The 25,508-nt window shown below is 67.2% G+C and carries 24 protein-coding genes; 6 read left to right on the top strand and 18 right to left on the bottom strand.

Features of this window, described 5'->3' with window-relative positions; all coding sequences use genetic code 11:
• Nucleotides 1-4: 4 nt before the first annotated feature.
• Nucleotides 5-478, top strand: a complete 474-nt coding sequence (gene msrB / locus MRBLWH13_RS15525) for a peptide-methionine (R)-S-oxide reductase MsrB (protein ID WP_341955831.1) — start codon at nucleotides 5-7, stop codon at nucleotides 476-478.
• On the top strand, nucleotides 475-1,020 hold the full coding sequence (msrA, locus tag MRBLWH13_RS15520) for a peptide-methionine (S)-S-oxide reductase MsrA (protein ID WP_341955830.1): 546 nt from the start codon (nucleotides 475-477) through the stop codon (nucleotides 1,018-1,020). Before msrB ends, msrA begins: the two co-directional genes overlap by 4 nt.
• A gap of 56 nt (nucleotides 1,021-1,076) precedes the next feature.
• Here msrA and MRBLWH13_RS15515 read toward each other — a convergent pair whose 3' ends face one another.
• The 3 genes from MRBLWH13_RS15515 to MRBLWH13_RS15505 form a co-directional block, all read right to left on the bottom strand.
• A complete protein-coding gene (locus tag MRBLWH13_RS15515; protein WP_341955829.1) occupies nucleotides 1,077-1,877 on the bottom strand; it encodes an alpha/beta hydrolase in 801 nt (266 codons plus the stop codon).
• Between the two features lie 91 nt (nucleotides 1,878-1,968).
• Nucleotides 1,969-3,432 carry a catalase gene (locus MRBLWH13_RS15510; protein WP_341955828.1) on the bottom strand — a complete coding sequence of 488 codons (1,464 nt, stop codon included), beginning with the start codon at nucleotides 3,430-3,432 and terminating at the stop codon, nucleotides 1,969-1,971.
• A 63-nt stretch (nucleotides 3,433-3,495) separates the two neighbouring features.
• Nucleotides 3,496-3,918 carry a Fur family transcriptional regulator gene (locus MRBLWH13_RS15505; RefSeq protein WP_341955827.1) on the bottom strand — a complete coding sequence of 141 codons (423 nt, stop codon included), beginning with the start codon at nucleotides 3,916-3,918 and terminating at the stop codon, nucleotides 3,496-3,498.
• 93 nt (nucleotides 3,919-4,011) lie between these two features.
• Here MRBLWH13_RS15505 and MRBLWH13_RS15500 point away from each other — a divergent pair, with 93 nt between their 5' ends.
• Both MRBLWH13_RS15500 and MRBLWH13_RS15495 read left to right on the top strand, forming a co-directional pair.
• Nucleotides 4,012-4,542 (top strand): hypothetical protein, encoded by a 531-nt coding sequence (locus MRBLWH13_RS15500; RefSeq protein ID WP_341955826.1) that lies wholly within the window; start codon nucleotides 4,012-4,014, stop codon nucleotides 4,540-4,542.
• 3 nt (nucleotides 4,543-4,545) lie between these two features.
• A complete protein-coding gene (locus tag MRBLWH13_RS15495) occupies nucleotides 4,546-5,142 on the top strand; it encodes a class I SAM-dependent methyltransferase (protein ID WP_341955825.1) in 597 nt (198 codons plus the stop codon).
• Nucleotides 5,143-5,233: 91 nt separating this feature from the next.
• Here MRBLWH13_RS15495 and MRBLWH13_RS15490 read toward each other — a convergent pair whose 3' ends face one another.
• From MRBLWH13_RS15490 to chvE, 11 genes are all read right to left on the bottom strand, one after another.
• Entirely contained in the window at nucleotides 5,234-5,899 is a 666-nt protein-coding gene (locus MRBLWH13_RS15490; protein WP_341955824.1) for a histidine phosphatase family protein, read from the bottom strand.
• A gap of 149 nt (nucleotides 5,900-6,048) precedes the next feature.
• Complete coding sequence (locus tag MRBLWH13_RS15485) at nucleotides 6,049-7,005, bottom strand: squalene cyclase (RefSeq protein ID WP_341955823.1); 957 nt, start codon at nucleotides 7,003-7,005, stop codon at nucleotides 6,049-6,051.
• A gap of 57 nt (nucleotides 7,006-7,062) precedes the next feature.
• Nucleotides 7,063-7,992, bottom strand: coding sequence for a DnaJ domain-containing protein (locus tag MRBLWH13_RS15480; protein WP_341955822.1), 930 nt, complete (start codon nucleotides 7,990-7,992; stop codon nucleotides 7,063-7,065).
• Nucleotides 7,993-8,082: 90 nt separating this feature from the next.
• Entirely contained in the window at nucleotides 8,083-8,736 is a 654-nt protein-coding gene (locus MRBLWH13_RS15475) for a YigZ family protein (protein ID WP_341955821.1), read from the bottom strand.
• A 31-nt stretch (nucleotides 8,737-8,767) separates the two neighbouring features.
• Nucleotides 8,768-9,754 (bottom strand): aldo/keto reductase, encoded by a 987-nt coding sequence (locus MRBLWH13_RS15470; RefSeq protein ID WP_341955820.1) that lies wholly within the window; start codon nucleotides 9,752-9,754, stop codon nucleotides 8,768-8,770.
• Nucleotides 9,755-9,852: 98 nt separating this feature from the next.
• Complete coding sequence (cycA, locus tag MRBLWH13_RS15465; RefSeq protein ID WP_341955819.1) at nucleotides 9,853-11,313, bottom strand: D-serine/D-alanine/glycine transporter; 1,461 nt, start codon at nucleotides 11,311-11,313, stop codon at nucleotides 9,853-9,855.
• A 133-nt stretch (nucleotides 11,314-11,446) separates the two neighbouring features.
• Nucleotides 11,447-12,223 (bottom strand): ATP-binding cassette domain-containing protein, encoded by a 777-nt coding sequence (locus tag MRBLWH13_RS15460; RefSeq protein ID WP_341955818.1) that lies wholly within the window; start codon nucleotides 12,221-12,223, stop codon nucleotides 11,447-11,449.
• Nucleotides 12,220-13,398 (bottom strand): ROK family transcriptional regulator, encoded by a 1,179-nt coding sequence (locus MRBLWH13_RS15455; RefSeq protein WP_341955817.1) that lies wholly within the window; start codon nucleotides 13,396-13,398, stop codon nucleotides 12,220-12,222. The genes MRBLWH13_RS15460 and MRBLWH13_RS15455 overlap by 4 nt, the downstream gene beginning before the upstream one ends.
• 37 nt (nucleotides 13,399-13,435) lie before the next feature.
• Nucleotides 13,436-14,614, bottom strand: a complete 1,179-nt coding sequence (gene mmsB / locus MRBLWH13_RS15450; RefSeq protein WP_341955816.1) for a multiple monosaccharide ABC transporter permease — start codon at nucleotides 14,612-14,614, stop codon at nucleotides 13,436-13,438.
• Entirely contained in the window at nucleotides 14,611-16,152 is a 1,542-nt protein-coding gene (mmsA, locus tag MRBLWH13_RS15445) for a multiple monosaccharide ABC transporter ATP-binding protein (protein ID WP_341955815.1), read from the bottom strand. The genes mmsB and mmsA overlap by 4 nt, the downstream gene beginning before the upstream one ends.
• A gap of 65 nt (nucleotides 16,153-16,217) precedes the next feature.
• Nucleotides 16,218-17,372, bottom strand: coding sequence for a multiple monosaccharide ABC transporter substrate-binding protein (chvE, locus tag MRBLWH13_RS15440; protein WP_341955814.1), 1,155 nt, complete (start codon nucleotides 17,370-17,372; stop codon nucleotides 16,218-16,220).
• A 326-nt stretch (nucleotides 17,373-17,698) separates the two neighbouring features.
• On the opposite strand from chvE, the gene MRBLWH13_RS15435 reads away from it, so the two are divergent.
• Nucleotides 17,699-19,171, top strand: a complete 1,473-nt coding sequence (locus MRBLWH13_RS15435) for an MATE family efflux transporter (protein WP_341955813.1) — start codon at nucleotides 17,699-17,701, stop codon at nucleotides 19,169-19,171.
• Nucleotides 19,172-19,302: 131 nt separating this feature from the next.
• Nucleotides 19,303-19,695 (top strand): hypothetical protein, encoded by a 393-nt coding sequence (locus MRBLWH13_RS15430; protein ID WP_341955812.1) that lies wholly within the window; start codon nucleotides 19,303-19,305, stop codon nucleotides 19,693-19,695.
• Between the two features lie 24 nt (nucleotides 19,696-19,719).
• Here MRBLWH13_RS15430 and MRBLWH13_RS15425 read toward each other — a convergent pair whose 3' ends face one another.
• From MRBLWH13_RS15425 to MRBLWH13_RS15410, 4 genes are all read right to left on the bottom strand, one after another.
• Nucleotides 19,720-19,842, bottom strand: a complete 123-nt coding sequence (locus MRBLWH13_RS15425) for a hypothetical protein (protein WP_341955811.1) — start codon at nucleotides 19,840-19,842, stop codon at nucleotides 19,720-19,722.
• A gap of 118 nt (nucleotides 19,843-19,960) precedes the next feature.
• Nucleotides 19,961-22,912, bottom strand: a complete 2,952-nt coding sequence (locus MRBLWH13_RS15420) for an LPXTG cell wall anchor domain-containing protein (protein ID WP_341955810.1) — start codon at nucleotides 22,910-22,912, stop codon at nucleotides 19,961-19,963.
• A 442-nt stretch (nucleotides 22,913-23,354) separates the two neighbouring features.
• Nucleotides 23,355-24,893 (bottom strand): LuxR C-terminal-related transcriptional regulator, encoded by a 1,539-nt coding sequence (locus tag MRBLWH13_RS15415; protein ID WP_341955809.1) that lies wholly within the window; start codon nucleotides 24,891-24,893, stop codon nucleotides 23,355-23,357.
• A gap of 146 nt (nucleotides 24,894-25,039) precedes the next feature.
• The gene (locus tag MRBLWH13_RS15410; RefSeq protein WP_341955808.1) at nucleotides 25,040-25,507 is read right to left on the bottom strand and encodes an Lrp/AsnC family transcriptional regulator; all 468 of its coding nucleotides are present in this window, start codon (nucleotides 25,505-25,507) and stop codon (nucleotides 25,040-25,042) included.
• Between the last annotated feature and the right edge of the window lies 1 nt (nucleotide 25,508).

The raw sequence follows: 25,508 nt of genomic DNA, 5'->3' as shown, positions 1-25,508 counted from the left end.
GATCATGTCGAACGAGTACAGCAAGAACCCCGCGGCGGTCAGCGACCTCACGCACCTGCAGTACGAGGTGACGCAGGAGGATGCCACCGAGCCGCCTTTCCGCAACGCGTACTGGAACAACCACGACGACGGCATCTACGTCGACGTCGTCTCGGGCCAGCCGCTCTTCGCGTCGACCGACAAGTTCGACAGCGGCACTGGATGGCCGAGCTTCACCAAGCCCATCGAGGCCGATGCCGTGACCACGCGCACCGACCGCAAGCTCTGGATGACGCGCACCGAGGCGCGATCCAGCGGTGCCGACAGCCACCTCGGGCACGTCTTCGACGACGGGCCCCGCGATGCAGGAGGCCTCCGATACTGCATGAACTCCGCCGCCCTGCGCTTCATCCCGGCTGACAGCCTGGAAGATGAGGGGTACGGTCGCTACCGTCACCTCTTCCCCACCACCACCCCCACCTCTGAGGAGCAGTCATGACCGACACCGGAAACATCACCCGCACCCCCGGAGCCGAGACCGCCGTGCTGGCGGGCGGCTGCTTCTGGGGCATGGAAGACCTCATCCGCCGCCAGCCCGGCGTGCTCGACACCCGTGTCGGCTACACCGGCGGCAGCAACGACCACGCCACGTACCGCAACCACCCCGGTCACGCCGAGGCTGTGGAGATCGTCTTCGACCCCACCAAGACGACGTACCGCGACATCCTGGCGTTCTTCTTCCAGATCCACGACCCGTCGACGAAGGACCGTCAGGGCAACGATGTCGGCTCGAGCTACCGCTCGGCGATCTTCCCGCTCAGCCCCGAGCAGGAGGCCGTCGCCCGCGACACCATCGCGGACGTCGACGCCTCAGGCCTGTGGCCGGGCAAGGCCGTGACCACGATCGAGCCCGCCGGGCCGTTCTGGCAGGCGGAGGAAGAGCACCAGGACTACCTGATCAAGTACCCCAACGGCTACACCTGCCACTTCCCGCGCGCGGGATGGGTGCTGCCGAAGCGCGAAGAGAACGCGACGGTCTGACTCACCCCGAGAGCCCTTCGTCACCTCGAGACGGAGGGCTCTTCTCGTGCCTGCGGTCAGGCCTCCGACAGGAACGCCAGCGCGGCTTCCTTGAACGCGCGGGACCCGGGAGCATTGAAGTGGTTGCGATCCGGGATCTCGAAGAACCGACCCTGCGGGGCAGCTGCCGCGAGAGCGCGAGAGCCCTCGATGATCGCGTCCTTCGACCCGGTCGCGAACAGGATCGGGCTCGCGGGGGCGTTCGACGGATCGGGGTCGATCGTCCGTGACGACCGCATCCCCTCGGCCAGTGCCACGAGCGCACCGAGATCGTTGCCTGGCACGCGCTCGGTCAGGGTGATGTAGTTCTGCGTCGTCGGGTCCGACACGGGCGTTCCGTCGGCCAGGTATGTGCGTACCTGGTCGAGATCGAGCCTCGCCAGTGGAATGCCGTCCGGCACCCCGCCGAGCACCGCGCGTCCGATGCGGTGCGGTAGATCGCGCACGACCTCCCAGCCGACTCGCGCGCCGAGCGAGTATCCGACATAGACGGCTTCGTCGACGAGGTACGTGTCCATGACCGTCTCGACATCGGTCGCGAGCGTGCGGATGCCGTAGGCGTCAGCCTGATGCGGCTTCTCGCTCAGCCCGTGGCCGCGCTGATCGAGGGCCAGTACCCGGTACCCGGCCTTGGTGAGCTCGCGCACCCACCCCGTGAGTACCCAGGTGTCGCGGGCGCTCGATGCGAATCCGTGCACGACCACCACCACTGGGGCGTCGAACTCGCCCCAGGTGTACGTCGCGAGGCGTGTGCCGTCAGCGGCGTGCACCTGCTGGGGCTCGGGCATGTTGGTCAGGTCGGAGAGGGGAACAGCCACGGCATCCATTGTCCTCCTCTGCGATGCCCGGATACGCCGAGACCCACCGGCCCCGAGGGGACGATGGGTCTCGGTCATCAGCGGATGCGACTCAGAAGCGAGCGCGCAGAGCCTCTCCGAGCGATGCGTCGACGTTCGTCCAGTACTGGAAGAAGCGCTCACGGATCGCGTCGATCGTGATGGCCTGTCCCTGCCCGGTCAGCGTGTCGAGGAAGCGCGCGCGCTGCTCGTCATCGAACACAGTGCGGTACAGCGTGCCCGCCTGACCGAAGTCGTCGTCATCGAGGTGCAGGGTCGCCGCGGCGCGGATCAGCTCGCCATCCGACTCCCAGCTCGCCTCGACACCCGCGGCAGGGTCGGCGGTCGGGCCGCCGGCCGGGCCGTACGAGTTGGGCGTGTAGACGCGGTGCTCGGCCGGGTTGAACTTGTACTGCATCTGGCCCTCGTGCATGTAGTTGCGCACCTCGGCCGCGTGCGGCTGGTTGACCGGCAGCTGGTTGTAGTTCGCACCGATGCGGTAGCGCTGAGCATCCGAGTAGGCGAACACGCGGGCCATGAGCATCTTGTCGGGCGAGATGCCCGTGCCCGGAACCTGGTTGCCGGGCGAGAAGGCGGCCTGCTCGATCTCGGCGAAGAAGTTCTGCGGGTTGCGGTCGAGCGTGAACGTGCCGACCTTGATGCGCGGGTAGTCCTTCTTCGACCAGGTCTTCGTCAGGTCGAACGGGTTGAAGCGGTAGGTCTTGCCCTCGTCGTAGGGCATGACCTGCACGTAGACGTCCCACGAGGGGGCGTCGCCGCTGGCGATCGCGTCGAACAGGTCGCGACGGTAGTAGTCGGCATCCGATCCTGCGAGCTTCTCGGCCTCTTCGGCGCTCATCGCCTCGACGCCCTGCTTCGACAGGAAGTGGTACTGCACCCAGAACCGCTCGCCTGCGGCGTTGACCCACTGGTAGGTGTGCGAGCCGTAGCCGTTCATGTGGCGCCAGCTGCGCGGCAGGCCACGGTCTCCCATGAGGTACGTGACCTGGTGGGCGGACTCGGGAGAGAGGGTCCAGAAGTCCCACTGCATGTCGGCGTCGCGCAGACCGGAGTCGCCGAGGCGCTTCTGCGAGTGGATGAAGTCGGGGAACTTCATGGCGTCGCGCAGGAAGAAGGTCGGAGTGTTGTTGCCGACGATGTCGAGGTTGCCCTCGGACGTGTAGAAGCGCAGCGCGAAGCCGCGCACATCGCGCCAGGTGTCGGGCGAACCCTGCTCGCCGGCGACCGACGAGAAGCGCAGCAGCGTCTCGCTCACGGCGCCCGGCTGGAAGGCCGCGGCACGGGTGTAGGCCGAGACGTCCTCGGTGACGGTGAAGGTTCCGAAGGCTCCGCCGCCCTTGGCGTGGGGGTTGCGCTCCGGCACGCGCTCGCGGTTGAACGACGCGAGCTTCTCGACGAGGTAGCGGTCGTGCAGGACGGTGGGTCCGTCTGCTCCGACGGTGAGCGAGTGGGCGTCGCTCGCGACAGGTGTGCCCGTCTGGGTGGTGGTGGCGGGCGTGGTCGATGGATCGGTCATCTTCTTCTCCTTCTGCGCACAGGCACGACGATCATCCCGGGTGCCCGGGAGCGACGTCGGATGCTACTGCGCGGCGTTCTGGCAACTGGGGCACAGGCCCCAGAAGGTCACTTCGGCTGTCTGGACGGTGAATCCCCCCGCCGAAGACGGGGTGAGGCACGGCGCTTCGCCGACGACGCAGTCCACATCGCCGATCGCACCGCACTGGGTGCACACGATGTGGTGATGGTTGTCGTCGATGCGCCGTTCGTAGAGCGCAGCGGAGCCTGCCGGTTCGATCCGGCGGAGCAGGCCCGCCGTCGTCAGGTCCGCGAGAATGTTGTGCACCGACTGGATCGACGTCGTCGGAAGCACTTCGGAGACGGCGCGGAAGACCCGCTCTGCATCCGTGTGGGCCATGGATTCCAGAGCCTCGAGAACGGCGACGCGGCCCGCGGTCGCACGCAGCCCGGCACCGCGAAGTGCCGAGTCGAGTTCTGTCTCCATGTCTCGACTCTAGCGTCTCTTTTGAGTAATTCAAAAGAATGTCGTGTCGGCCGCGCGGGTTGCATCCTGCACACGTGCACGTAGCGTGAAGGGATGTCTACGACAAGAGCGGCAGCAGTGGGGCTGATCCTGATGGCGGGCGTCGCGCTCGCCGGATGCAGTGGCGAACCCTCAGCGTCGGGCGAGGGGTCCCCGTCGCCCTCCGCCTCGGCGTCGAGCCCCGCGCCGATCGCGACTCCGGACGCCGAGGCCGATGAAGCGCTGCTCCCGGTGGCGGTCGAGGAGATCGCCGACTGGGCGAAGACTGCCGTTCCCAGCGGAGACGCCGACGGATACGTCTTCGGCTTCTCCGGGTGGATGAGCGAGAACAGTTCGGCCCACGACGTGACGTCCTTCACGTCACTCCCGCCGGGGTCGTACCAGGCTCAGTTCGCCTGCAGGGGTGACGGCACCATCACTCTCGTGACAAGCGAACTGGACGAGGAAGAGCCGGCAGAACCGGTCGTGTGCGCGAACGAGACGATCGCCTTCGACGTCACGAATGCTCGCACCGGAATTCGGTTCGCACTCGTTCTCGAGGGCGCCCCCACGGTACACGCGCTGTCGTTGCAGCGGATGAGCTGAGCGATGGCCGACGACATGAGGGCGCTGTGGAACCGGGAGGCCGAGACGTTCGACGAAGCCCCGGACCACGGTCTTCGAGACCCCGGTGTCCGCCGTGCCTGGGCCGATCTCCTGCTTCCGATGATCGGGCCGCCGGGACGCCGCGTCGCCGACCTCGGATGCGGCACTGGCACGCTCTCGACTCTCCTCGCCGTCGAAGGTCAGCACCTCCTTCATGGCGTCGACTTCTCTCCGGAGATGGTCCGACGAGCTCGTGAGAAGACCGCGCAGGTCGACCCGCGGCCGATCTTCACCGTGGCGGATGCGGCGGTGCCGCCACTGCCGGCCGCGACCTTCGATGCGGTTCTCTGTCGACACGTGCTGTGGGCGATGCCCGACCCTTCTGCAGCTCTGGCGAAATGGAGCGAGTTGCTCGTGCCGGGCGGCGTGCTGATCCTGGTCGAGGGGTTGTGGAGCAACGGAGTGGGGCTACCCGCTTCCGAGTGCGTCCCGCTCGTGGAGCAGGTCCACAGTGACGTGGAACTTCGGCTGCTGGAAGACGACGCATACTGGGGCGGTCCTACGGAGGACGAGAGGTACGTCGTCCGCAGCACCCGGTGAAGACACGCCGAAGCGCGATCCGGTTCGCTCCCGGAGCAGAATGCGTTCTTCGCGACCGCAGATCGCACCCTGCAGCGATGAGTCTTCGGTGTCAGGACTCCGACGGCGCGAGAGGCAGCTCGAGGCCGTAGTTCCACGTCAGGATCGCCGGCTGCTCGCGGTAGAAGCTCAGCACCGACACCGATCCGGCATCCAGTGTGATCTGAGCGCCGAAGCGCGGAGCGAGCCGCAGGAAGACCGCGGTGAGGATGCGCAGGAAGTGGCCGTGCGCGACGAGTGCCACATCGCCGTCGGCCAGGGCAGGCAGGACCCGCGTGAGCACTCGCGAGGCACGAGCCGCGACCTCCTCGACGGTCTCGCCGGGCGTCGCGCCGCGGATGACTCCGTGTGTGAATGCGCTCCAGTCGTAGCCGAGCTCCTCGCGGATGTCCTTCGTGGTGCGGCCCTCGTACCCGCCGTAGTCCCATTCGACGAGCAGTGGATCGACCTCCGCGTGCAGACCTGCGAGCTCGGCGGTGCGTCGAGCGCGCGCGAGCGGCGAGGACAGCACGAGCGAGAAGTCGTAGTCGGCGACCAGCTGTCCGGCACCGCGGGCGAGGTCTTCGCCCCGCGCCGTGAGCGGGATGTCGGTGAGTCCGGTGTGCATGCCCGCCCTCGACCACTCGGTCTCACCGTGGCGCAGGAGCACCAGCTTTCCCGAAGGGTTGTCGGGCGCGGGGCGGTCGGGAAGCGGGTCGTACTCGGGGATCGCAGGCACATCGCAACCGTAGCCCGCGCCAGGTCTCCAGACTTTCGAATCGCGCATTTTGCAAGAACGCATCCCCGTCAGTTGCAAGGTGCGCGATTCGAAAGAAGGGCGAGCCGTCACGTCCGGGTGATGGATCACGCGTCGGAGAAGGCGCGTCCTTAGGCCCAGTCGAGGACTCGCGTGCCGATCAGAGTGAGCCAGCGCGACGGGTCGCCCTCGGCGACATCGACGGGGAACCAGGTCCGTCCCGGCAGCGGCGGGCCCTGGAGCCAGGTCCCGTCTGCCTGGCGCGCCGCGCGCACGAGCTCGACGGCGGGCTCGATCCGCGGGTCGGGAGCCGTTCCGTCGGTGCGTGACGCGTCGCGGAAGTAATCGAGCGCCGTCAGAGCGCTGTACCGATACCTGCTCGGGTAGACGAAGTGGGTCACGAACCCATCGACGAGCTCTCCGGTGGAGGCGCGGAACACCAGCTGCCGCCGCAGGAGGTACTCCTCGCCGGCGTGCCGGGTGGACCGCAGCGATGTGTCGCCGGTCGACTGCTCGTAGAAGAGCATCCCGCGCAGTGCATTGAGCGTCGAATGGAACGACGATCGCACCGAGTCTCCCTCTTCGGCCTCGCAGTTCCAGCCCCCGTCGTCGAGTCGGTGCTCGGGGAACCAGCGCACGAGTCGCGAGACGTCGGCTCCGAGCCATGCCCCGTTCGCGAGGGTGAACGCGTTGATGCACACGTCGACCTCGCCGCCCCAGAAGGGCATGTCGTCGTACTCCCAGCAGCAGTTGCGTTCGAGGCGCTCAGCCGTGTCGCCGAGAGCCTGCGCGGGGACGCCCCACTCCCGCAGCTGATTCAGCGACCAGCTCGTGGCCGTCCACGGTTGTCCGGGCTGCTCGGCCTCGTCGGACTCGAAGAAGCCGCCGGGGAAGTGCGCGCCACCGGCCCAGCGTCCGTCCGCGTCCTGAGCGGCGAGGAGCGCGGCCCCGAATCCCTCCGTGGCGACTCGGCTGCGCGTCGCCTGCCACACGGCATCCTCGGCGCCGAGCAGGTCGCGTTCCACCTGCCAGCGCACGGCCGGATCAGCATCCAGCAGCCACGACATCGTCGCCTCGGTCGTCGTCATCCGTGCAGGCTACTCCGGTCGACCCCGGGCCGGGAGTCCCTGTCCGGCGCGGATCTCTCAGACGAACGTGACGGTCTGCTGCAGTCGTGTGCGCACGTCGAACAGCTCGTTGCCGCCGATCGCACGCGCGCCGGGGACTCCCTGGCGCAGCACCATCGAGAGCGCACTGCGCCGCACGACGACGACCGGCACCCCACGGCTGCTGCCGAGGGGGGTGACGGCCTGCGCCAGGTCGTCGTCGGGGAGCACGATGATCACTCCGCCGAATTTCACGCGCGCGGCCTTGGCGACCGTGCGCATGCGAGCGAGGGCGGCGGTGACGGGCGCGCGGGTGCCGAGGCTCGGCCCGGTGATCTCACCGCGTCGGAACCCGACGACCCCGCCGAAGTCCTCCGACATCACGCCGTACAGGCCCGACGGGCTGAGCACCACGTGGTCGAGCTTGTCGTCGGCATCCGCACCCGTGGCGACGTCGTGCCAGACGGTGAAGCCCATGCCGAGAGCGCTCACCGTGCGGGCGGTCGCCTCCTCGGCCAGCGCATCGGCGAGCAGCCGTCGCAGGTCTCGCGGTGCCGAGCGCACGAGCGCGGGGTCGTACGGATCGGGAACCTCGACGCCCCGCCCCGCCCACTCGCGAATCAGCGAGAGGTAGCGCTCGCGTCGCCAGCCGCCCGGATGGCCGTACGAGCGTGCCCGGGGGCGTGTGTCGGTGCGGGTGGCGGACTGCGGACGCCATCCGGTCCACTCCGGCTCCGACGGCATGCCGGGGTGCGTGCCGCTGCGGCGATCGTAGGCGGCGCGGCTCTCGGCGGTGCCGACGAGCTCCCACGCGCGCTGCACCTGGATGAACACGGCGGCGTCGCCTCCGGTGTCGGGGTGCGACTCACGCAGGCGGAGCCGGTAGGCGCGCCGCAGCTCGACATCGTCGACCGACGGGTCCACGCCGAGGATCTCGTACGCAGAGGCCGAGAGCGGGCTGTCGAACATCGCTCTCCTTCCGAGATCGCGGCATCCAGAATATCCGGCTGCTGTTGTGGATCAGCCGTGGCGGTCCGACTCAGCCGTGGGCTGTCAGGGTCAGTCAGGCACGTCGACGATGCGCTCGCCGCCGATCACCGGCACGACGGCTCCGGCGGAGGCCGCCGCGATGTCGTCCGCGAGCCTGTCGAGCTCGTCTGCCGGAACCCAGGCCTCGAGCGTCGCCAGCGCACCGTAGCGAGGTTCGCCGAGCGTCGCGCCGTGATGCAGGACCCAGTCGCGCAGCAGGTTGTCGAAGCGCCCGGCGTCGGCATGGGCGACGTCCATCGTGATCCGGGTGAGCGACTGCCGCCGTACGAGCGTCACCAGGTCCAGGGCCTCCGAGACCGCCGAGGAGTACGCCCGCACCAACCCGCCGGCGCCGAGCTTCACCCCGCCGAAGTAGCGGGTGACCACGGCGACGACGTCCGTCAGCTCGCGGCGGCGCAGCACCTCGAGCATGGGCACGCCGGCTGTTCCCGAGGGCTCGCCGTCGTCGGATGACCGCGCCTGATCTCCGAGCAGACCGGTCACCATCGCGGTGCAGTTGTGTCGGGCATCCCACCACTGCTTGCGGAGGCGCGCGATCACGGCATCCGCCTCCTCGACCGAGCCGACCGGCTCGACGGTCGCGATGAAGCGGGACTTCTTGATGACGAGCTCGTGCTCCACGGGCGCGGCGATCGTCGCCGGGTAGCTGCGGGGCGGAGTCATCCGCCTCAGACTACCCAGCGTCGGCGCCTGCTCAACGGTCGACGAACGACATCTGCTGGGGGTTGTAGCGGTCACCCTGCACACCGACGCGGGCGGCGAGCTGGTCGAGATCGGCCATCTCGTCGGCGGAGAGCGCGACGGCCGTCGCCCCCGCATTCTCGGCGATGCGAGACGTGCGCCTCGTGCCGGGGATGGGGACGATGAACGGCTGGCGGGCGAGCAGCCAGGCCAGCGCGATCTGGCCGGACGACGCCTCCTTCGCCTCCGCGAGAGCCGTGACGTGACTCACCAGAGCCTGATTCGCGGCCCGGTTCTCCTCGCTGAAGCGCGGGATGGTGCTGCGGATGTCCCCGTCCGAGAAGGAGGTGGTCTGGTCGACCGTCCCGGTGAGGAACCCCTTGCCCAGCGGGCTGAACGGCACGAATCCGATGCCGAGCTCGGCGAGGGTGGGCAGCACCTCGTCTTCGGGATCGCGGGTCCAGAGCGAGTACTCGCTCTGCAGCGCGGTGACCGGCTGCACCGCGTGCGCGCGGCGGATCGTCGACGCGGATGCCTCGGAAAGTCCGAAGTGACGCACCTTGCCCTCGGAGATCAGCTCGCCCACGGTGCCTGCGACGTCATCGATCGGAACGTCGGGGTCGACGCGGTGCTGGTAGAACAGGTCGACCACGTCGGTGCGCAGGCGCCGCAGCGACTCCTCGGCGACGCGCCGGATCTGCTCGGGCCGGCTGTCGAGACCGACGCTCTTGCCGTCTTCGATGCGCCAGCCGAACTTCGTCGCGATGACGACCTGGTCGCGGATCGGCTCCAGGGCCTCGCCCACGAGCTCCTCGTTGACATACGGTCCGTAGACCTCCGCCGTGTCGAAGAACGTCACTCCGTGGTCGAGTGCCGAACGCAGCACGGCGATCATCTCGTCGCGGCTGCCGGGGTTCGGGCCGTAGCTCTGCGACATCCCCATGCAGCCGAGGCCGACTGCCGAGACCTCGAGTCCCTGTCCGAGTGTGCGAGTGTGCATGTCGAATCCCTTTCGTCAGGGCCGACGCTACGCCCGCTCGCGTGCCTGTGGGAGGCCCTGCCGGAACCTCCCACAGGCATCTGCCGTTCCGCCGGCGACTACTCCGCCGAGTCGTCGCGCAGGTACGCGATGTGCTTCGCATGCCGCGTCAGATGGTTCTGCGACCTGCGCACGAACATCCACGCCACGAGCAGCAGCACGAACCAGATCGGCGTCACCAGCAGGGCGGTCAGGGTGTCGGGCTGGGTCGTGAGCGCCCACACGATGAACACGAAGAACGCGAGCACCACGTAGACCATGACGATGCCGCCCGGCATCCGGAACGTCGAGGCCGCGACCTTCTCGGGGCGCCGGCGACGGTAGACGAGGTAGCTGCAGAGGAAGATCGTCCAGACGAACATGAAGCACACGGCCGAGACCGTCGTGACCATGTCGAACGCCGTGCCGATGTCCTCGCCCGCGTAGAGCAGCACGACGCCCGAGAGCAGCAGGATGCACGACAGGAACAGCGCGTTCTGCGGCACGCGGCGCTTCGACAGGCGGCCGAAGATGCGCGGGGCGTCGCCGTCCTGTGCGAGGCCGAACACCATGCGCGAGGTCGAGTAGATGCCCGAGTTCGCGCTCGACATCGCCGAGGTCAGCACGACGAGGTTGACGACTGTGGCCGCGATGCCGAGACCCGCGAGGGCGAACATCGCGATGAAGGGGCTCTCGCCGGCGACGTACTCGGTCCACGGGGTGACCGCCATGAGGATCACGAGCGCACCGACGTAGAAGAGCAGGATGCGGATCGGGATCGCGTTGATCGCCTTGGGCAGGTTCTTCTCGGGATCCTTGGTCTCGGCGGCGGCGGTGCCGACGAGCTCGACGCCCACGAACGCGAAGACGGCGATCTGGAAGCCGGCCACGAAGCCCATGAAGCCGTGCGGGAACATGCCGCCGTGCGACCACAGGTTCGAGAAGCTGGCGGTGCCCGCGTCGTGCTGGAAGCCCGTGAAGATCATCACGAGGCCCGTGACGATGAGCGCCACGATCGCGATGATCTTGATGAGCGCGAACCAGAACTCCATCTCGCCGAAGGCGGCGACCGTGGGCAGGTTCAGCGCGAGCAGGATGACGATCACGAGAAGCCCGGGGATCCACAACGGGATGCCGGGGAAGAGCGCGTCGGTGTAGCCGGCGATCGCGATCACGTCGGCCACTCCGGTGACGACCCAGCAGAACCAGTACGTCCAGCCGGTGAAGAACCCCGCCCAGGGCCCGAGCAGATCGCTCGCGAAGTCGCTGAAGGACTTGTACTTCAGGTTCGACAGCAGCAGCTCGCCCATCGCCCGCATGACGAAGAAGAGCATGAAGCCGATGATCATGTAGACGAAGATCACCGAGGGGCCGGCGACCGAGATCGTCTTGCCGCTGCCCATGAAGAGGCCGGTGCCGATCGCTCCGCCGATCGCGAGCAGCTGGATGTGCCGGTTGCTGAGCGCCCGTTTCAGGTGCTGCTCGTCTCCGTCGGCGGCTCCGCCCACCCCGACGGTTCCTTCCGTGTTCTGTGTCGTCATCGCTCGAACCTCCGGTGTTCCGTGCCGCGACCCGCTGCGGCATCCTTCCGACCGTACTTGCCGATCGGGGATGGCAGTTAACCGAATCGATTCGATATCCTGGTTTGACATCGATCCGGGACCCGCTGCGGGCTCAGTGCTGCGGTGCAGGTGCCGGCCCGCGATAGGTCCCGATGATCGCGGCGATGAGGTCGGAGTACTCGGCGTCCTGGCTTGCGAAGGAGCCGTTGTTGCGTCCGTGGCGGAGCACCTCGACCCGGTCGGAGACAGCCTGCACATCGGCGATGTTGTGGCTGATGAACACGACGCCCAGTCCGAGCTCGCGCAGCTGCTCGATGTGCGTGAGGACGTCAGCGGTCTGAGCGACGCTGAGCGACGCCGTGGGTTCGTCGAGGACGACGAGGCGCGGCTGGCTGATGAGCGTCCGGGCGATCGCCACCGCCTGCCGCTGACCGCCGGAGAGCGTGTTCAAGGGGGAGCGGATCGAGGGGATGTGAGCGGCGAGGTCGCTGAGCGCCTGTCGGGTCGCCTGTTCCATCTCGCCTTCGCGGAGCATTCCGCTCGGAGTCTTCAACTCTCGTCCGAGGAACACGTTGGCGGTGACATCGAGGTTCTCGCACACGGCCAGATCCTGGAACACGGTCGCGATTCCCAGCCGGTTGGCCTCGGCCGGGGTCGAGATGTCCACGCGTTCGCCGTTGAGGTGGATCTCCCCGGAAGTGGGTGTCAGCGCTCCCGCGATGATCTTCGCGAGAGTCGACTTGCCGGCGGCGTTGTCACCGATGAGGCCGACCACCTCCCGAGCGTTGACGGTGAAGTCCACCTCGGTGAGGGCCTCGACCGCACCGAATCTCTTGGAGATGCCTCTCAGGGTCAGCAACGGTTCCGCCTGCGCCGCCGTGATGTTCACGAACGGTCCTCGAGCAGCTGTGACGGATCCGTCGACTGGAGGATGTGGATGGTGGCCCCCACGAGCACTGCGTCCCTGCCGAACGAGGAGGGCACGGGGTCGCGGCGCGGCATCCGCGGGTCGGGGGCATTGTCGCGGACCGCCGCAGCGAACGGGAGCAGGAAGATGGGCCCGGCTTCGGTGAGTTCGCCGCCGACGGTGATCACCTCGGCTGCCAGTGCCTGCTGGGTGGCGGCCACGACTCGTCCGAGGGCGGTGGCTGCGTCGGCGACGACCCTGGCGCTTCCGGGGTCACCACCGGCAGCTCGGGCGATGACGTCCTTGAAGGTCACCTGGCCGAACGTCGCACGCAGCGGCGCTGTGATGGCCTCGGCGCCGACGACCGTCTCCAGGCAGCCCCGCTGACCGCACGCGCATATCGAGCCGGCGGGGTCCACCTGTACATGACCGATCTCGCCCGCGGTGCCGGAGCGCCCGCGGTAGATCTGCGAGTTCAACACGATTCCGGCGCTCGCCGAATAGGAGGCGTGCACGAAGATGCTGTCCTGCACGTCGCGCGCCGTGCCCAGTGTGGCCTCCGCGAGGGCCGCGAGGTTGGCATCCTTCTCGACGAGGACAGAGCACCCGATGCGCTGCTGGACGACCTCGGCCACCGGTTGATCCTCCCATCGCCGCATCACTCCGCGGTAGGCGATCAGGCCCGTTGCGGGGTCGATCGGCGCAGGCACGGCGATGCAGACGCCGATCAGGTCATCGGCGTCTGCGGCGATCATCCCGAGCATGTCGATGATCAGGAGGGTGATGCGGTCGAGGACGGTGTCCTCCGCATGGTCCACGGGCAACGGCATCGACCGATCGGCGAGCACATCCTGGCCCACATCCGACAGGCGGACCCTCATGCTGCGGCTGCCGATCTGCACGGCCGCGACGAGTCCGGCTCTGCGTGCGATCGTGACGAGCTGGGCTCGGCGGCCGCTGCGCGAGGTCGGGTGCGTCTCGATGAGACCGGAGAGGCCGAGCTCCTTGACGATCGCAGAGACGGTCGCCGTCGAGAGGTTGGTCGCTTCGGCGAGCTCGACCTGGGTGAGCCCGCCGAAGCGTTTGACCGCGTCGACGATCTTCGCCGTGTTGGCCTCGCGCAACCCCGACTGGGATCCCGCGGGCCATCTGCTCATAGCGGGAGCTTATCGCGCGTCGTCGCTGTCATCGCGGTCAACGGCTGGCTCCGGCACGACGCTTGTTCCACACGTCGAAGGCGACCGCGATCAGCAGGACGAGACCCTTGACGACCTGCTGGGTGGCCTGGTCGAGCCCCATCAACTGCATGCCATTGCTCATGACGGCCATGATCAGTCCGCCGACGATCGCGCCGCCGACCCGGCCGATGCCGCCGGTCACAGCTGCGCCGCCGATGAAGCAGGCTGCGATCGCATCGAGCTCGAACATGTTGCCGGCGCCCGGTTGCGCGCCGTTCGTGCGCGAGGAGAAGACCACGCCGGCGATGCCGGCGAGCAGTCCCATGTTCACGAAGATCCAGAAGTTGACCCTGCGGACGTTGACTCCGCTGAGGAGGGCTGCATGCAGGTTGCCGCCGATCGCGTACACGTGACGGCCGAAGACGCTCTTCTGGGTGATCACCGAGTACGCGATGATCAGCACCGCCAGGATGATCAGCACGAACGGCAGGCCGCGACTGATGGAGAGCTGGTATCCGAACCACATCACGACGATGGCGATGATGGCGATCTTGGCCACGAACCAGCCCAAAGCCTCCACCGACTGCTGGTGGGCGAGTTTCGAGCGTCGGCCTCGCACCTGCCAGACCGCGTAGCCGACGACGCCGATCGCGAAGATCGCCAGCGTGAACACGTCGACCCCGTAGCCGCCGAACAGCCCGTTTATGAACCCGTTCGCGATCGAGTAGTAGGTGCCGCCGAAGGGCGACAGCGAGACGTTGCTGAGCACGATGAAGGTGAGACCGCGGAACAGGAGCATGCCGGCCAAGGTCACGATGAACGCCGGGATCCCGACGTACGCGACCCAGAATCCCTGCCAGGCGCCGACGAGAAGCCCCACGGCGATGGCGGCGAGCACACCCACCCACCACGGCTGCTGTCCGCGGATCACGATCACTGCGGCCGTGGCGCCGGTGAGCGCGACCACCGAGCCAACCGACAGGTCGATGTGCCCGGCGATGATCACGATCACCATGCCGATCGCGAGGATCAGGATGTACGAGTACTGCAGCACGATGTTCGTGAGGTTGCCCGGCGACAGGAACGTCGGGTTCAAGATCGCGAAGAACGCGACGATCGCGATGAAGGCGACCAGGATGCCGCTCTGGCGGAGGTTCCGCGTCGCGAGGCTGAAGAGGTTGCTGACGCCGGTCATCGCGTGGCCGTCCTTTCAAGGGTCATGAGGTGCATGAGGTTCTCCTGGGTGGCCTGTGCGGCGGGGAGTTCACCGGTGATCCTCCCGAAGGCCAGGGTGTAGATGCGGTCGCAGATGCCGAGGAGCTCGGGGAGCTCCGAGGAGATCACGAGCACGGCCTTCCCCTCTGCAGCCAGGCGGTTGATGATCGTATAGATCTCGTACTTGGCGCCCACGTCGATTCCGCGGGTCGGTTCGTCCAGGATCAGGACGTCGGGTGCGGTCTGGATCCATTTGCTCAGCACGACCTTCTGCTGATTCCCTCCGGAGAGGTTGCCGACGAGCTGCAGAACGCTGGGGGTCTTGATGTTGAGTTCGGCGCGGTACTGCTCGGCGACCTGCAGCTCGCGGTTCGCGTCGATCCAGCCGCCGGGGCTGATCAGTCTCAACGAGGCCATCGTGATGTTGTGGCGGATGTCATCGATGAGGTTGAGGCCGAATCGCTTGCGATCCTCCGTCGCGTACGCGATGCCGGCCCGGATCGCCGCGCTCGTGGTCGACGTGTTGACCTCTTTGCCGCGCACGAAGACCTTGCCGCGCGCGTGGCGGCCGTAGGTGCGGCCGAACACGCTCATCGCGAGCTCCGTGCGTCCGGCGCCCATCAGGCCTGCGATGCCGACGACCTCACCCGCCCTGACGTTCAGAGAGGCGTCGTCGACCATGATCCTGCCTGGCTGTGTGGGATGGCTCACCGACCAGTTCTCGATGCGCAGCACCTCTTCGCCGAGGTTCGGCGTGCGCTCGGGGTAGCGGTGGGCGAGGTCGCGGCCGACCATGCCGCGGATGATCCGCTCCTGCGTCGAGGCGGGATCCTTCATGTCGAGCGTCTCGATCGACCGACCGTCACGGATGATGGTGGTTCGATCGGCGATCTCGGAGATCTCATTGAGCTTGTGCGAGATGATGATCGACGTCATGCCGTCGTCGCGCAGGCGGCGCAGCAGATCGAGCAGGTGTGCGGAGTCCGTGTCGTTCAGTGCCGCCGTCGGCTCGTCGAGGATCAGCAGGCGCACGTTCTTCGACAGCGCCTTGGCGATCTCGACGAGCTGCTGTTTGCCGACGCCGAGTTGCGCGACGGGAGTCGTCGGATTCTCATCCAGGCCCACCTGCGCGAGCAGAGCGGATGCCTCGGCGTTCGCGCGGTCCCAGTCGATGAGACCGTTCTTCGCCCGGCGCTCATTGCCGAGGAAGATGTTCTCGGCGACGCTGAGATGGGGGATCAGCGCGAGCTCCTGATGGATGATCACGATTCCCTTCTGCTCGGAGTCGTTGATCGCGCCGAAGGCCGCCACCTCGCCTTCGTAGACGATCTCGCCGTCGTAGGTGCCGTGCGGATACACACCGGAGAGCACCTTCATCAGGGTGGACTTGCCCGCACCGTTCTCGCCGCAGATCGCGAGGATCTCGCCGCGGTTCACGTCGAGGCTGACGCCCTGAAGCGCCTTCACACCGGGAAAGCTCTTCTCGATCTCCCGCATCTGCAGAATCGGTGTCGTCATGACCCGATCTCCTTTCGTGAGGATTCGGGGCGTGCCGCCGGTTCGGCAGCACGCCCCGAGGGAGATTATTCGGAGACGCCCGAGTCGACCTCGGCCTGCGTCCAGTAGCCCGAGTCGACCAGCAGGGACGTGATGTTGTCCTTGTAGACGATGTCGGACTGCAGCAGGAAGGAGGGCACGACCTTCACGCCGTTGTCGTAGGTCTCCGTGTCGTTCGCCTCCGGCTCGTCGCCCTCGAGCATCGCCTCAGCGGCGACGACCGACTGCTCGGCGAGCTTGCGCGTGTCCTTGAAGATCGACGAGAACTGCACGCCCTTGTCGATGAGCGAGACGGATGCGATCTCGGCATCCTGTCCGGTGACGACCGGCAGGCCGTCGGCGATCGTCGCGCCGAATCCACCGGTGCCCTGCAGCGCGGTGATGATGCCGCGAGAGAGGCCGTCATACGGCGACAGCACTCCATCCAGCGTCGTTCCGTTTCCGTACGTCGACGTCAGCAGGTCCTCCATGCGCTTCTGCGCGGTCTCCTGCTGCCAGCGCAGTGTCGCGGCCTGTTCGATCTCCACCTGTCCGGAGGGCACGGCGAGCACGCCGTCGTCGATGAACGGCTGCAGCGTGTCCATCGCGCCCTGCCAGAAGAAGTGCGCGTTGTTGTCGTCGAGAGACCCGGCGAAGAGCTCGATGTTGAACGGGCCCTTCTCACCGGTCTCCTTGCCGTCGGCGTCGAGAACGCCGAGGCCCACGAGCAGCGAGGTCGCCTGCTGGACGCCGACCTTGTAGTTGTCGAACGTCACGTAGAAGTCGACATGCTCGCTGTCGCGGATCAGGCGATCGTAGGAGATCACGGGGATGTTGGCGGCCGCTGCGGCATCCAGCTGCGACGACAGCGCGGTCCCGTCGATCGCGGCGATGATCAGCAGGTCGGCGCCCTTGGTGATCATCTGGTCGATCTGCTGTCCCTGGGTCGGGATGTCGTCTCCTGCATACTGCAGCTCGACCTGGTAGCCGGCATCCTCCAGCCCCGCCTGCACGGCATCGCCGTCGGCGATCCAGCGTTCCGACGTCTCGGTCGGCATCGAGACGCCGATGAGCATGTCTCCCTTGTCGGCGCCTTCGGATCCTGACGATCCGCCGGTCGAGCCTGCTCCACCACCGCCACAGCCAGCCAGGGCGAGTGCCCCGACCAAGCCGAGTGCGGCCAGTGCATACTTCTTCTTCATCACGAGCTCCTTCGCTGTGCATGGGTCGCGGGCGTCATCGCCCCGAGTCGGAATCCCAGGCTTTCGGGACTCGCTCCGGAGATACCTTCCTTGAGTTCGAGTCTCGAAGTCAAGAGTTTGTGATGAATTCGTGATTTCCGGAAGGACTCGTGTTCCTGGCTGCTGTTGACGTCAACCCATGGATACCACGCGCGTTCTACGTTCGAGTTTCGAAGTCAACATGCCCGTGTCACACGAGTCGCATTCGGCTCTATCGCGGAACCGAATCGATTCGATATCCTGGTTCGACCCCCGATCATCCCCCAGTCCTGCGAGCCGCTTCCTTCATGGCCACCTCTCTCACCACGGGCCGCCCGTGGCGTGTCATCCTCTCGTTCTCGATCCCCCTCCTGCTCGGCAACATCGTGCAGCAGATGTACCAGTTCGCCGACGCCGTCGTCGTCGGCCGCCATCTCGGCGTCGAATCCCTCGCGGCCGTCGGTGCCACCGGCAGCCTGCTCTTCCTGCTGATCGGCTTCGCCTGGGGCCTGACCAGCGGCTTCGCGATCCCGATCGCCCAGGCGTTCGGCGCGGGCGACGGCGCGGCCGTGCGTCGTTCGGTCGCGACCGGTGTGATCCTGACCGGCATCACGAGCGTCGTGCTGACGATCGTCGCGCCGCTGATCGCCGCACCCGTGCTCGCTCTGCTGCAGACGCCGGCGGAGCTCATGCCCGAGGCGACGGTCTTCACGCAGATCAGCTTCATCGGCGCGAGCGCGACGATGTTCTTCAACTACCTCTCGGCGATCATCCGGGCCATCGGCGACTCGCGCACGCCCCTGATCTTCCTCACGGTGTCGTGCGCGCTCAACGTCGGTCTCGTCATCCTGATGGTCGGCCCGCTCGAGTGGGGAGTGGGCGGAGCGGCTCTCGCGACGGTCGTCGCCCAGGCCGTCTCGGTCGCGCTCTGCCTCGAGTTCGTGCGTCGCCGCCTGCCGATGCTGCACCTGCGCCGTGCCGACTGGCAGGTCACTCGCGAGGACTTCCGGGAGCACCTGCGCCTCGGACTCCCGATGGGCTTCCAGGCATCGATCATCGCGATCGGGACGCTCGTGGTGCAGGTCGCACTCAACACTCTCGGCTCCGAGGCGGTCGCCGCCTACACGACGGCGTCGCGGGTCGACGGTCTCGCCGTGGCCTTCCTCTCGTCGCTGGGGCTCGCGTCGTCGATGTACGCGGCGCAGAACCTCGGCGGACGTCGCCCCGACCGCATCCGCCGCGGAGTGATCGAGGGCACCTGGATGGCGATCGCCGCCGGTGTGGCACTCGGAGCGCTGATCATCGCGTTCGGGACGCCCATGGTGCGGCTGTTCGTCGGCGAGGGGTCGGACGAGGTCGTCAGGCTCGCGCACCTCATGCTGATCATCAACGGATGCGGATACTGGGCGCTCGGCGTGCTGTTCGTGCTGCGCGGCGCGCTGCAGGGACTCGGCCACACGCTCATCCCCACGGTCACCGGGGTGGTCGAACTCGTGATGCGCGTGGGCGCGGCTCTCGTGCTCGGCGCGATGATCGGCTTCGAGGGCGTGGCGCTCAGCAACCCGCTGGCCTGGCTCGGCGCGATCGCCCTGCTGGTCCCCGCGTACGTGCGCGCCCACCGCGACCTCGGCCGCATGCCGGTGGACCCCGTCGAGTCGACCGAGACATCGACCATGGCGATCATCGGACCGACCGACGGCTCTATGGTCGTCGATGCGCTCGTCACCCAGCCGGTGCGGGTGATCAAGGCGTCGCGTTTCGCGAGGTTGAAGCGCCGCTGAAGCCCCGCTGAACCAGGCGTCACGGTTGCGGAACATCATCCTTGAGATGGATGCCCGGTATGCCGACACTTCGTAGTGTTGGTAGTGCGGAGATTCCGTTTGACCGGGGGGTCGTGATGACGTCATCAAGAGTGGCAGACGAATTGGCATCGATACTGGTGCCGATCGGAGTGGTGGGAGCCGTGATCGCGGCTCTGTGCGCGATCGTCGCCGGAGTCGCGATCATGCGCGCTGCGGGAGGGCTCGCCGGCGGAGCGGTGGGCCTGTGGATCCCGAGTGCGATGCTCAGCCTCACGGCGTCCTTCGCGAGTCAGTGGACTCCGTTGCTGGTGTCCGGTGTCGCGCTCGTCGCGATGCTCGTGATCGGCGCCGTGGTTCGCGCGATCGTGAGTGCCGGGGAACCGGGGCGTCAGGCAGCGCGGACCGCACGGGCACAGGCTCTTGCCGATGCGCCGGATACCCAGCAGGCTCCGCGAACGACGACGGCGCCGAGCACCGGCTCGCAGCCCGCACTCGCAGGCTGAGCTCGCCGGCAGAGCGGCGCGACCTCAGCGGCAGTCGCGGTCGCGGTGCTGCGCGGCCTCGTCGCCCGAGGTCGTGCGCTCGGCCGCTCTGGCGCGCAATTCGACCCGGCGGATCGTGCCCGAGACCGTCTGGGGCAGCTCCGGCACGAACTCGACCGGCGAGATCTCGTCGTCTCGGTGGCTCCTCCCGTCGCGCCTGAAAGTGCGCTCGAGACAGCACTGTGCGGTGCGCGCGATATGCGCGCACCGCACAGTGCTGATGCCATCAGTCAGCCAGTTGACCGACTGAATCTGCAGTGCGTCGCCGACGGATCAGGAGCATGACCCCACCGCCGACCAGGAGTGCCAGTCCGGTGACTGCGACCCAGGTGGCGACTTCACCGCCGGTGACGGCGAGAGGCGTTCCCGGAGTCTCCACGGTCACGACGGACGGGTCGGAAGTGAACGGGTCACCGCCGGGGGTGTTGCCACCCGCCGTTGCCATGTTTCGGATCGTGCCGGCGTTCAGATCGGCCTGTGTCACCGTGTACGTCGCCGTGCAGGTGATCTGCGCGCCGGGCGCGAGCGACGCCGCACCAGCCGGGCAGGTTACTGCCGACAGTGTTCCGGTGCCGGTGAAGCCGCTCTCGTTCACGACGATATCCGTGAGGGTGAGGTTGCCCGTGTTGGTCACGACGAACGAGTACGTGATCGCTTGCCCGACTGCCGTAGCGCGGTCGATGCTCGCGGTCTTCACCACGTTCAGTCCCGGTGCCGGGGCGCTCGGAACGGTGACCTCAGACTCCGGTGATACGGGGTTCGGACCCGTAGGCGGCGTGCCGGTTGCCGTGGCGGAGTTCGTCACGGTGCCGGCATCGACGTCTGCCTGCACGACGGTGTAGGTCGCGGTGCAGGTGACTTGATTGCCGGGAGCCAGCGATGCCGCGGCCTCGGGGCAGATGATCGCTGAAAGATCGCCAGCGCCGGAGAAGTCCCCCTCGACGACCGATACATCAGTCAGGGTCACGTTTCCGGTGTTGGTCACAAGGAACGAGTAAGTGACTTCCTGTCCCAGCGCAATGTCGGCCTGCGAGGCCTCATCGGCCGACTTCACGACGGTGATTGCCGGGGTCGGCGGGATGTCGACCGTGACCTCGTCCGGCGGGGAGACCGGCGGCGGGGTCAGCGGGTTCGGCGGGGTGCCGGTGCCGGTAGCCGCATTCGTCACCGATCCGGCGTCCACGTCGGCCTGCGTCACGACATACGTCGCGGTGCAGGTCACGTCTGCGCCGGGAGCGAGGGATGCAGCGCCCGCGGGGCACGTGATCGCCGAGAGCTCACCGGTGCCCGAGAAGTCCGTCTCGGTGACGGTGACGTCGTTCAGCGTGACGTTTCCGGTGTTGGTGACCAGGAACGAATACGTGATCGTCTGGCCCGCCGCGGTGATCGTCGTGGGGTTCGCGGTCTTGTCGATCTCGAGAGCGGGTGCCGGCGGCACCTCGACCACGACCTCGTTGGACGGCGTGACAGGGGGCGGGGTCAGCGGGTTGGGCGGGGTGCCCGTCGCAGAGGCGGTGTTGCTGATCTCGCCGGCGTCCACGTCGGCCTGCGTCACGACATACGTCGCGGTGCAGGTCACGTCTGCGCCGGGAGCGAGGGATGCAGCGCCCGCGGGGCACGTGATCGCCGAGAGCTCACCGGTGCCCGAGAAGTCCGGCTCGGTCACGGTGACGTCGTTCAGCGTGACGTTTCCGGTGTTGGTGACCAGGAACGAATACGTGATCGTCTCGCCGGCTTCGCTGATGGTCTCGACATCGGAGCTCTTGACGATCGAGAGCGCGGGGGCCGGGTCGACCGACGGGATGGTCACCTCTGAGGGAGGAGACACCGGCGGGGTCCCCTGGGGCGGGGTGCCGGTCGCGGTCGCGGTGTTCGTGATCGACCCCGTGTCCACGTCGGCCTGCGTGACCGTGTAGGTCGCGGTGCAGGTCACGGACGCGGCAGGTGCGAGGTTCGCTGCGCCTGCCGGGCAGACGATGGGCGAGAGTTCTCCGGTGCCGGTGAATCCCGTGTCATCGACCTCGACGTCGGTGAGCGCGACGTTTCCGGTATTGGTGACGACGAAGGAGTACGTGACCTCCTGGCCGACCGTGAACTCTTCCTCGGAGGTCGGCGTGGCCGACTTCACGACACGGATCGCCGGTGCCTGCTCGTCGAACACGACGGTGGAGTCAGCAGGCGGGTTCAGGCCCGTGCTGGTGATGTTGTCGGGGCCGTTCGTGAACGAGCCCGCGACGGGTGAGGTGACGTTGACGGTGATCGTGCACGACGCCATACCGGCGGCCAGGTTGCCGGAGGCCGTGATCGACGTGCCACCGACCGGTGCGTTCACGACGCCGGCAGGGCAGGTGGTCGCGGCGGCACCATCAGCGATCGTGAGTCCGGCAGGCAGGGCGTCGGTGAGCGACCATCCGTTCTTCGCCGCCAGGTCTGCCGTGTTCGTCACGGTGAGGGTGAGTGTCGATACCTCACCGGCGACGACGGAAGCCGGGCTGAAGGCCTTGTCGAGCTGAGGGGTGACATCGAGGATGCGGATGTTGTCGAACGCCGCATCGTTTCCTACGCCGGAGCCGTTGGCGTTGGTCATGCGGATGCCGAGTGTCGAGCCGCTGAAGAGCACCGAGCCGTTCGACGTGTACGTACCTACGTTGACGGCGCGCGCGGCGAGCGGGCCGACCGCCGGTGCGGTGACCGTCGACGCTGATGTGCAGGCGTTCAGCTGTCCGCCGACGTTGGTCGCCGCGCCGCCTTCGTTGAGGAAGGCGAACTGGTACAGCGGCGCGGACACCTGGCAGTTCACGGCAGCGGTATCGACGCTGAACGTGAGGAACCGCCCGGAGGCCTGAGCGAGCGGGATGTTGTTGACCGTCTGGAACTCGACCGCGTTGACCCCCGGGTCGTTCTCCGTGAATGCCGCGACGGCGTTGTTGGCTGCCGGATTCCCCGAGCCGCTGTGCGCACCGAGCGCGTATGCGAGCTGACGCAGGTTCGCGGAGCTGTTGGCAGAGACGCAGTTGCCGAGCGACGTGTAGGGGATGTTGAAATTGACGACGGCACCGTTGCAGCCCGTCAGCCACCCCTGGTCGGCCGTGTAGGTCTGGCCGCCGGCTCCGGTGTAGGCATTCAACAGCTGGGGAGCTGTGCCGGGACCGTTCTCGAAGTTCTCCTGGAACACCACCGAGTTGGCTTGAGGTGTTCCAGGCGTACCAGGCGCTGCCTGAGCGGCAGTCGTGACGCTGACGAGCGAAGCACTCGCCAGAGCCAAGAGGCCGAGAGCGGCGGCGATGGACCGCCCCACCCGCCTCGGAGATGATGAGCGCGATCGCGCTCGACGATAGGTAGACACGTTTCTTTCCCTCCCCGCCCGCCCGGATGGACAGGCCCTGTCGACTCACGACAACGAGAGTGGGTGCGCTACCGGCGAGCTGGACCCGGTGCCGCGACATCGCAGTCTCTTGCGTGCAGATGACCATTCACGTGTGAGTCGGACCGAGTCTTCCAGCGTCCGAGATCTCAGCTAACCCACAGGAACCGAAGATCACCCTTCTCACGAAAAACTCACCCCGGCGGCTGCGCACTCGCGCCACATCACGCAGCCGCGTCTCCGATCAGGAGTCGCTTCAACGGCCGAGTTGGAAGAGCTGCTCCAACTGAGAACGGTTGGACACGCCGAGTTTGCGATAGGCGGTGCGCAGGTGAGTCTTGACCGTATTCACGCTGACGTGGTGGTCCGCGGCGATCTCAGAATTCGAACGTCCAGCGATCGCGGCGCGCACGATCATGTTCTCGCGCCTGGTGAGCGCGTTTGCACCTGCGATGGGCGCATTCTCGACGACGGTGAGCAGACGGTCAGCGATCTTATCCTCGCCCCGAGCCCGCACGAGATCGGCGAGACATTGTCGCGTGCTGACCGCACCCACTGCCAGTGCGGCATAACAGCGGTTCCACACCGCCAGCGCCGCCGCGCGCCGCAGAAGTGCGTCGCGATGATTGACGATGTCGGTTTCGGCCGCGATGAGCAGGGCCGGTATGAGGACACGTGGTTGCGCACTGGATGCGTGTAACAGGGGTGCGATTATCGTGCGGGCCTCGGTATCGCGGTTGAGCTTCAGCAACCAGAGCGCGTGCAGTGTGGCACCTGTCTGCCGCACCGTGCTGGACTCCACATCCACTCGTACACCGCCAAGGATCTTCGAGGCTCGGTCTGACTGGTGAAGGATCTGGAGCAGCAGATACCGAGTGATGCTCGTGTATTCGGCGTTGAGGGGAATGTTCGCGTAGTCCGGGGCGAGCCCGCCCACGAAGGCGTCGAACTCCGAGAGCAGCGCCTGCGCATCACCAGGGTCATCGGGTGTGAGAAACGCGCGAAGTGCGAAGTACGGACCCCAGAAGTCCAGCGACAGGTGAATGTCTATGGACGACAGGACCATGCGGGCGGCCTCGGGCTCCAGACGTTCCGTGTGCATGATCGCCTCGGCGAGACGACTGGGGATCACGGCGTCGTCCGCCCACCAGGCATCGTCGGAGATCGGTGGGAGCTTCGCCAGCCATTCCTCGGCCTGTCCGCAACGCCCGTGGAGCGCGTGAATGAGGGACAGCGCGCCGACGGAGCGGGCGTCGACCATGCGGTTGCCGACGGATACAGCCCAATCATGGCTCTGGACGAACTGTTCCAGTGCGTCCTCGAAACGGCCGACGAGAAGGAAAGAAAGCCCCCAGTGGAAATGGAACTCGGGCAGCGCGTTCGCGAACGTCGGGATCACTTCCACGGGCATGCGGCGCAACGTCGAGACCGCGGCATCTGTCGCCGTGACGGCATCGCGATGGCGGCCGGCTCCTCGTGCTGCGGCGATGCGTCCCGTCAACGCCGCGAGACGGTCGACCGGCGCAGCCTCCGGGTCGTCGGTGATGATGTCGGCGTAAGCGCGCCCTCGAGGTCGGCGATCGAGCGCGCGGCGCAGGTATTCCTCGGCCAATCGGAGCCGCGAGTTCTGAGCCATTACCTGCGGAGGCAGCGCTGCGATGACGTCGAGCAGGATCTCGGGGGCGTCCTGCGAGAGGGGGTTCCATTCATCCCGGAGGATCTCTAGCACGCGGTCCCACTCGCCCGATTCTTGCGCTTTCACAAGCGATTCGACGATGTCGATCGGTTCACTCATCAGTCTGTCCTCCCACACAGAGCTTCTGCCCTGGTGCTGAAGGGCAGGTGCAGCGTCAACGGTAGCCGCCAGCCGGTGAGGATGCCCGGCGACTTGAGCAGCCCGCTGAGTTCCTGAGCTGAGTCAACCGTGCGCCCACGATCCGTTCAGTGCGCGAGCAGACCGGAGCCGTCGCGGAGCTCGAACACCAGCTGCGTCTCGGTGCCGCGCACGACCGGGTGGACCGTGATGTGCTCGAGAACGATGTCGCGCAGGGCGGTGGCGTCCTGCACCGCGACATGCACGAGGAAGTCGTCGACCCCCGCGACGTGGAAAACCTGCAGCACCCGTGGGATGGCCGCGAGCGCGTCGAAGAGCGCGGTGACCTTGGGGCCCGTGTGATTCGCGAGGCGCACCTTGATGATCGCCTGCAGCGGCAGGCCGAGGGTCGCGCCGTCGACTCGGATGCGGGTGTCGCGGATGATCCCGCGCTCACGCAGGGCGCGCACGCGGTGGGCGCACGTCGACTCGGCGAGACCGACCCGGTGGGCCAGGGCTTTGTTGGTGATCTCGGCGTCGCGGGTCAGCGCGGCCAGGATCTCGAGATCTGTCTCGTCGAGTTGTGCTTTCGCCAAT

The organism is Microbacterium sp. LWH13-1.2, assembly GCF_038397735.1.
In the GTDB taxonomy this organism is placed as follows: domain Bacteria; phylum Actinomycetota; class Actinomycetes; order Actinomycetales; family Microbacteriaceae; genus Microbacterium.
The sequence above is the reverse complement of the archived record's forward strand: the minus strand, read 5'-3'. Positions and strand labels throughout refer to the sequence as shown.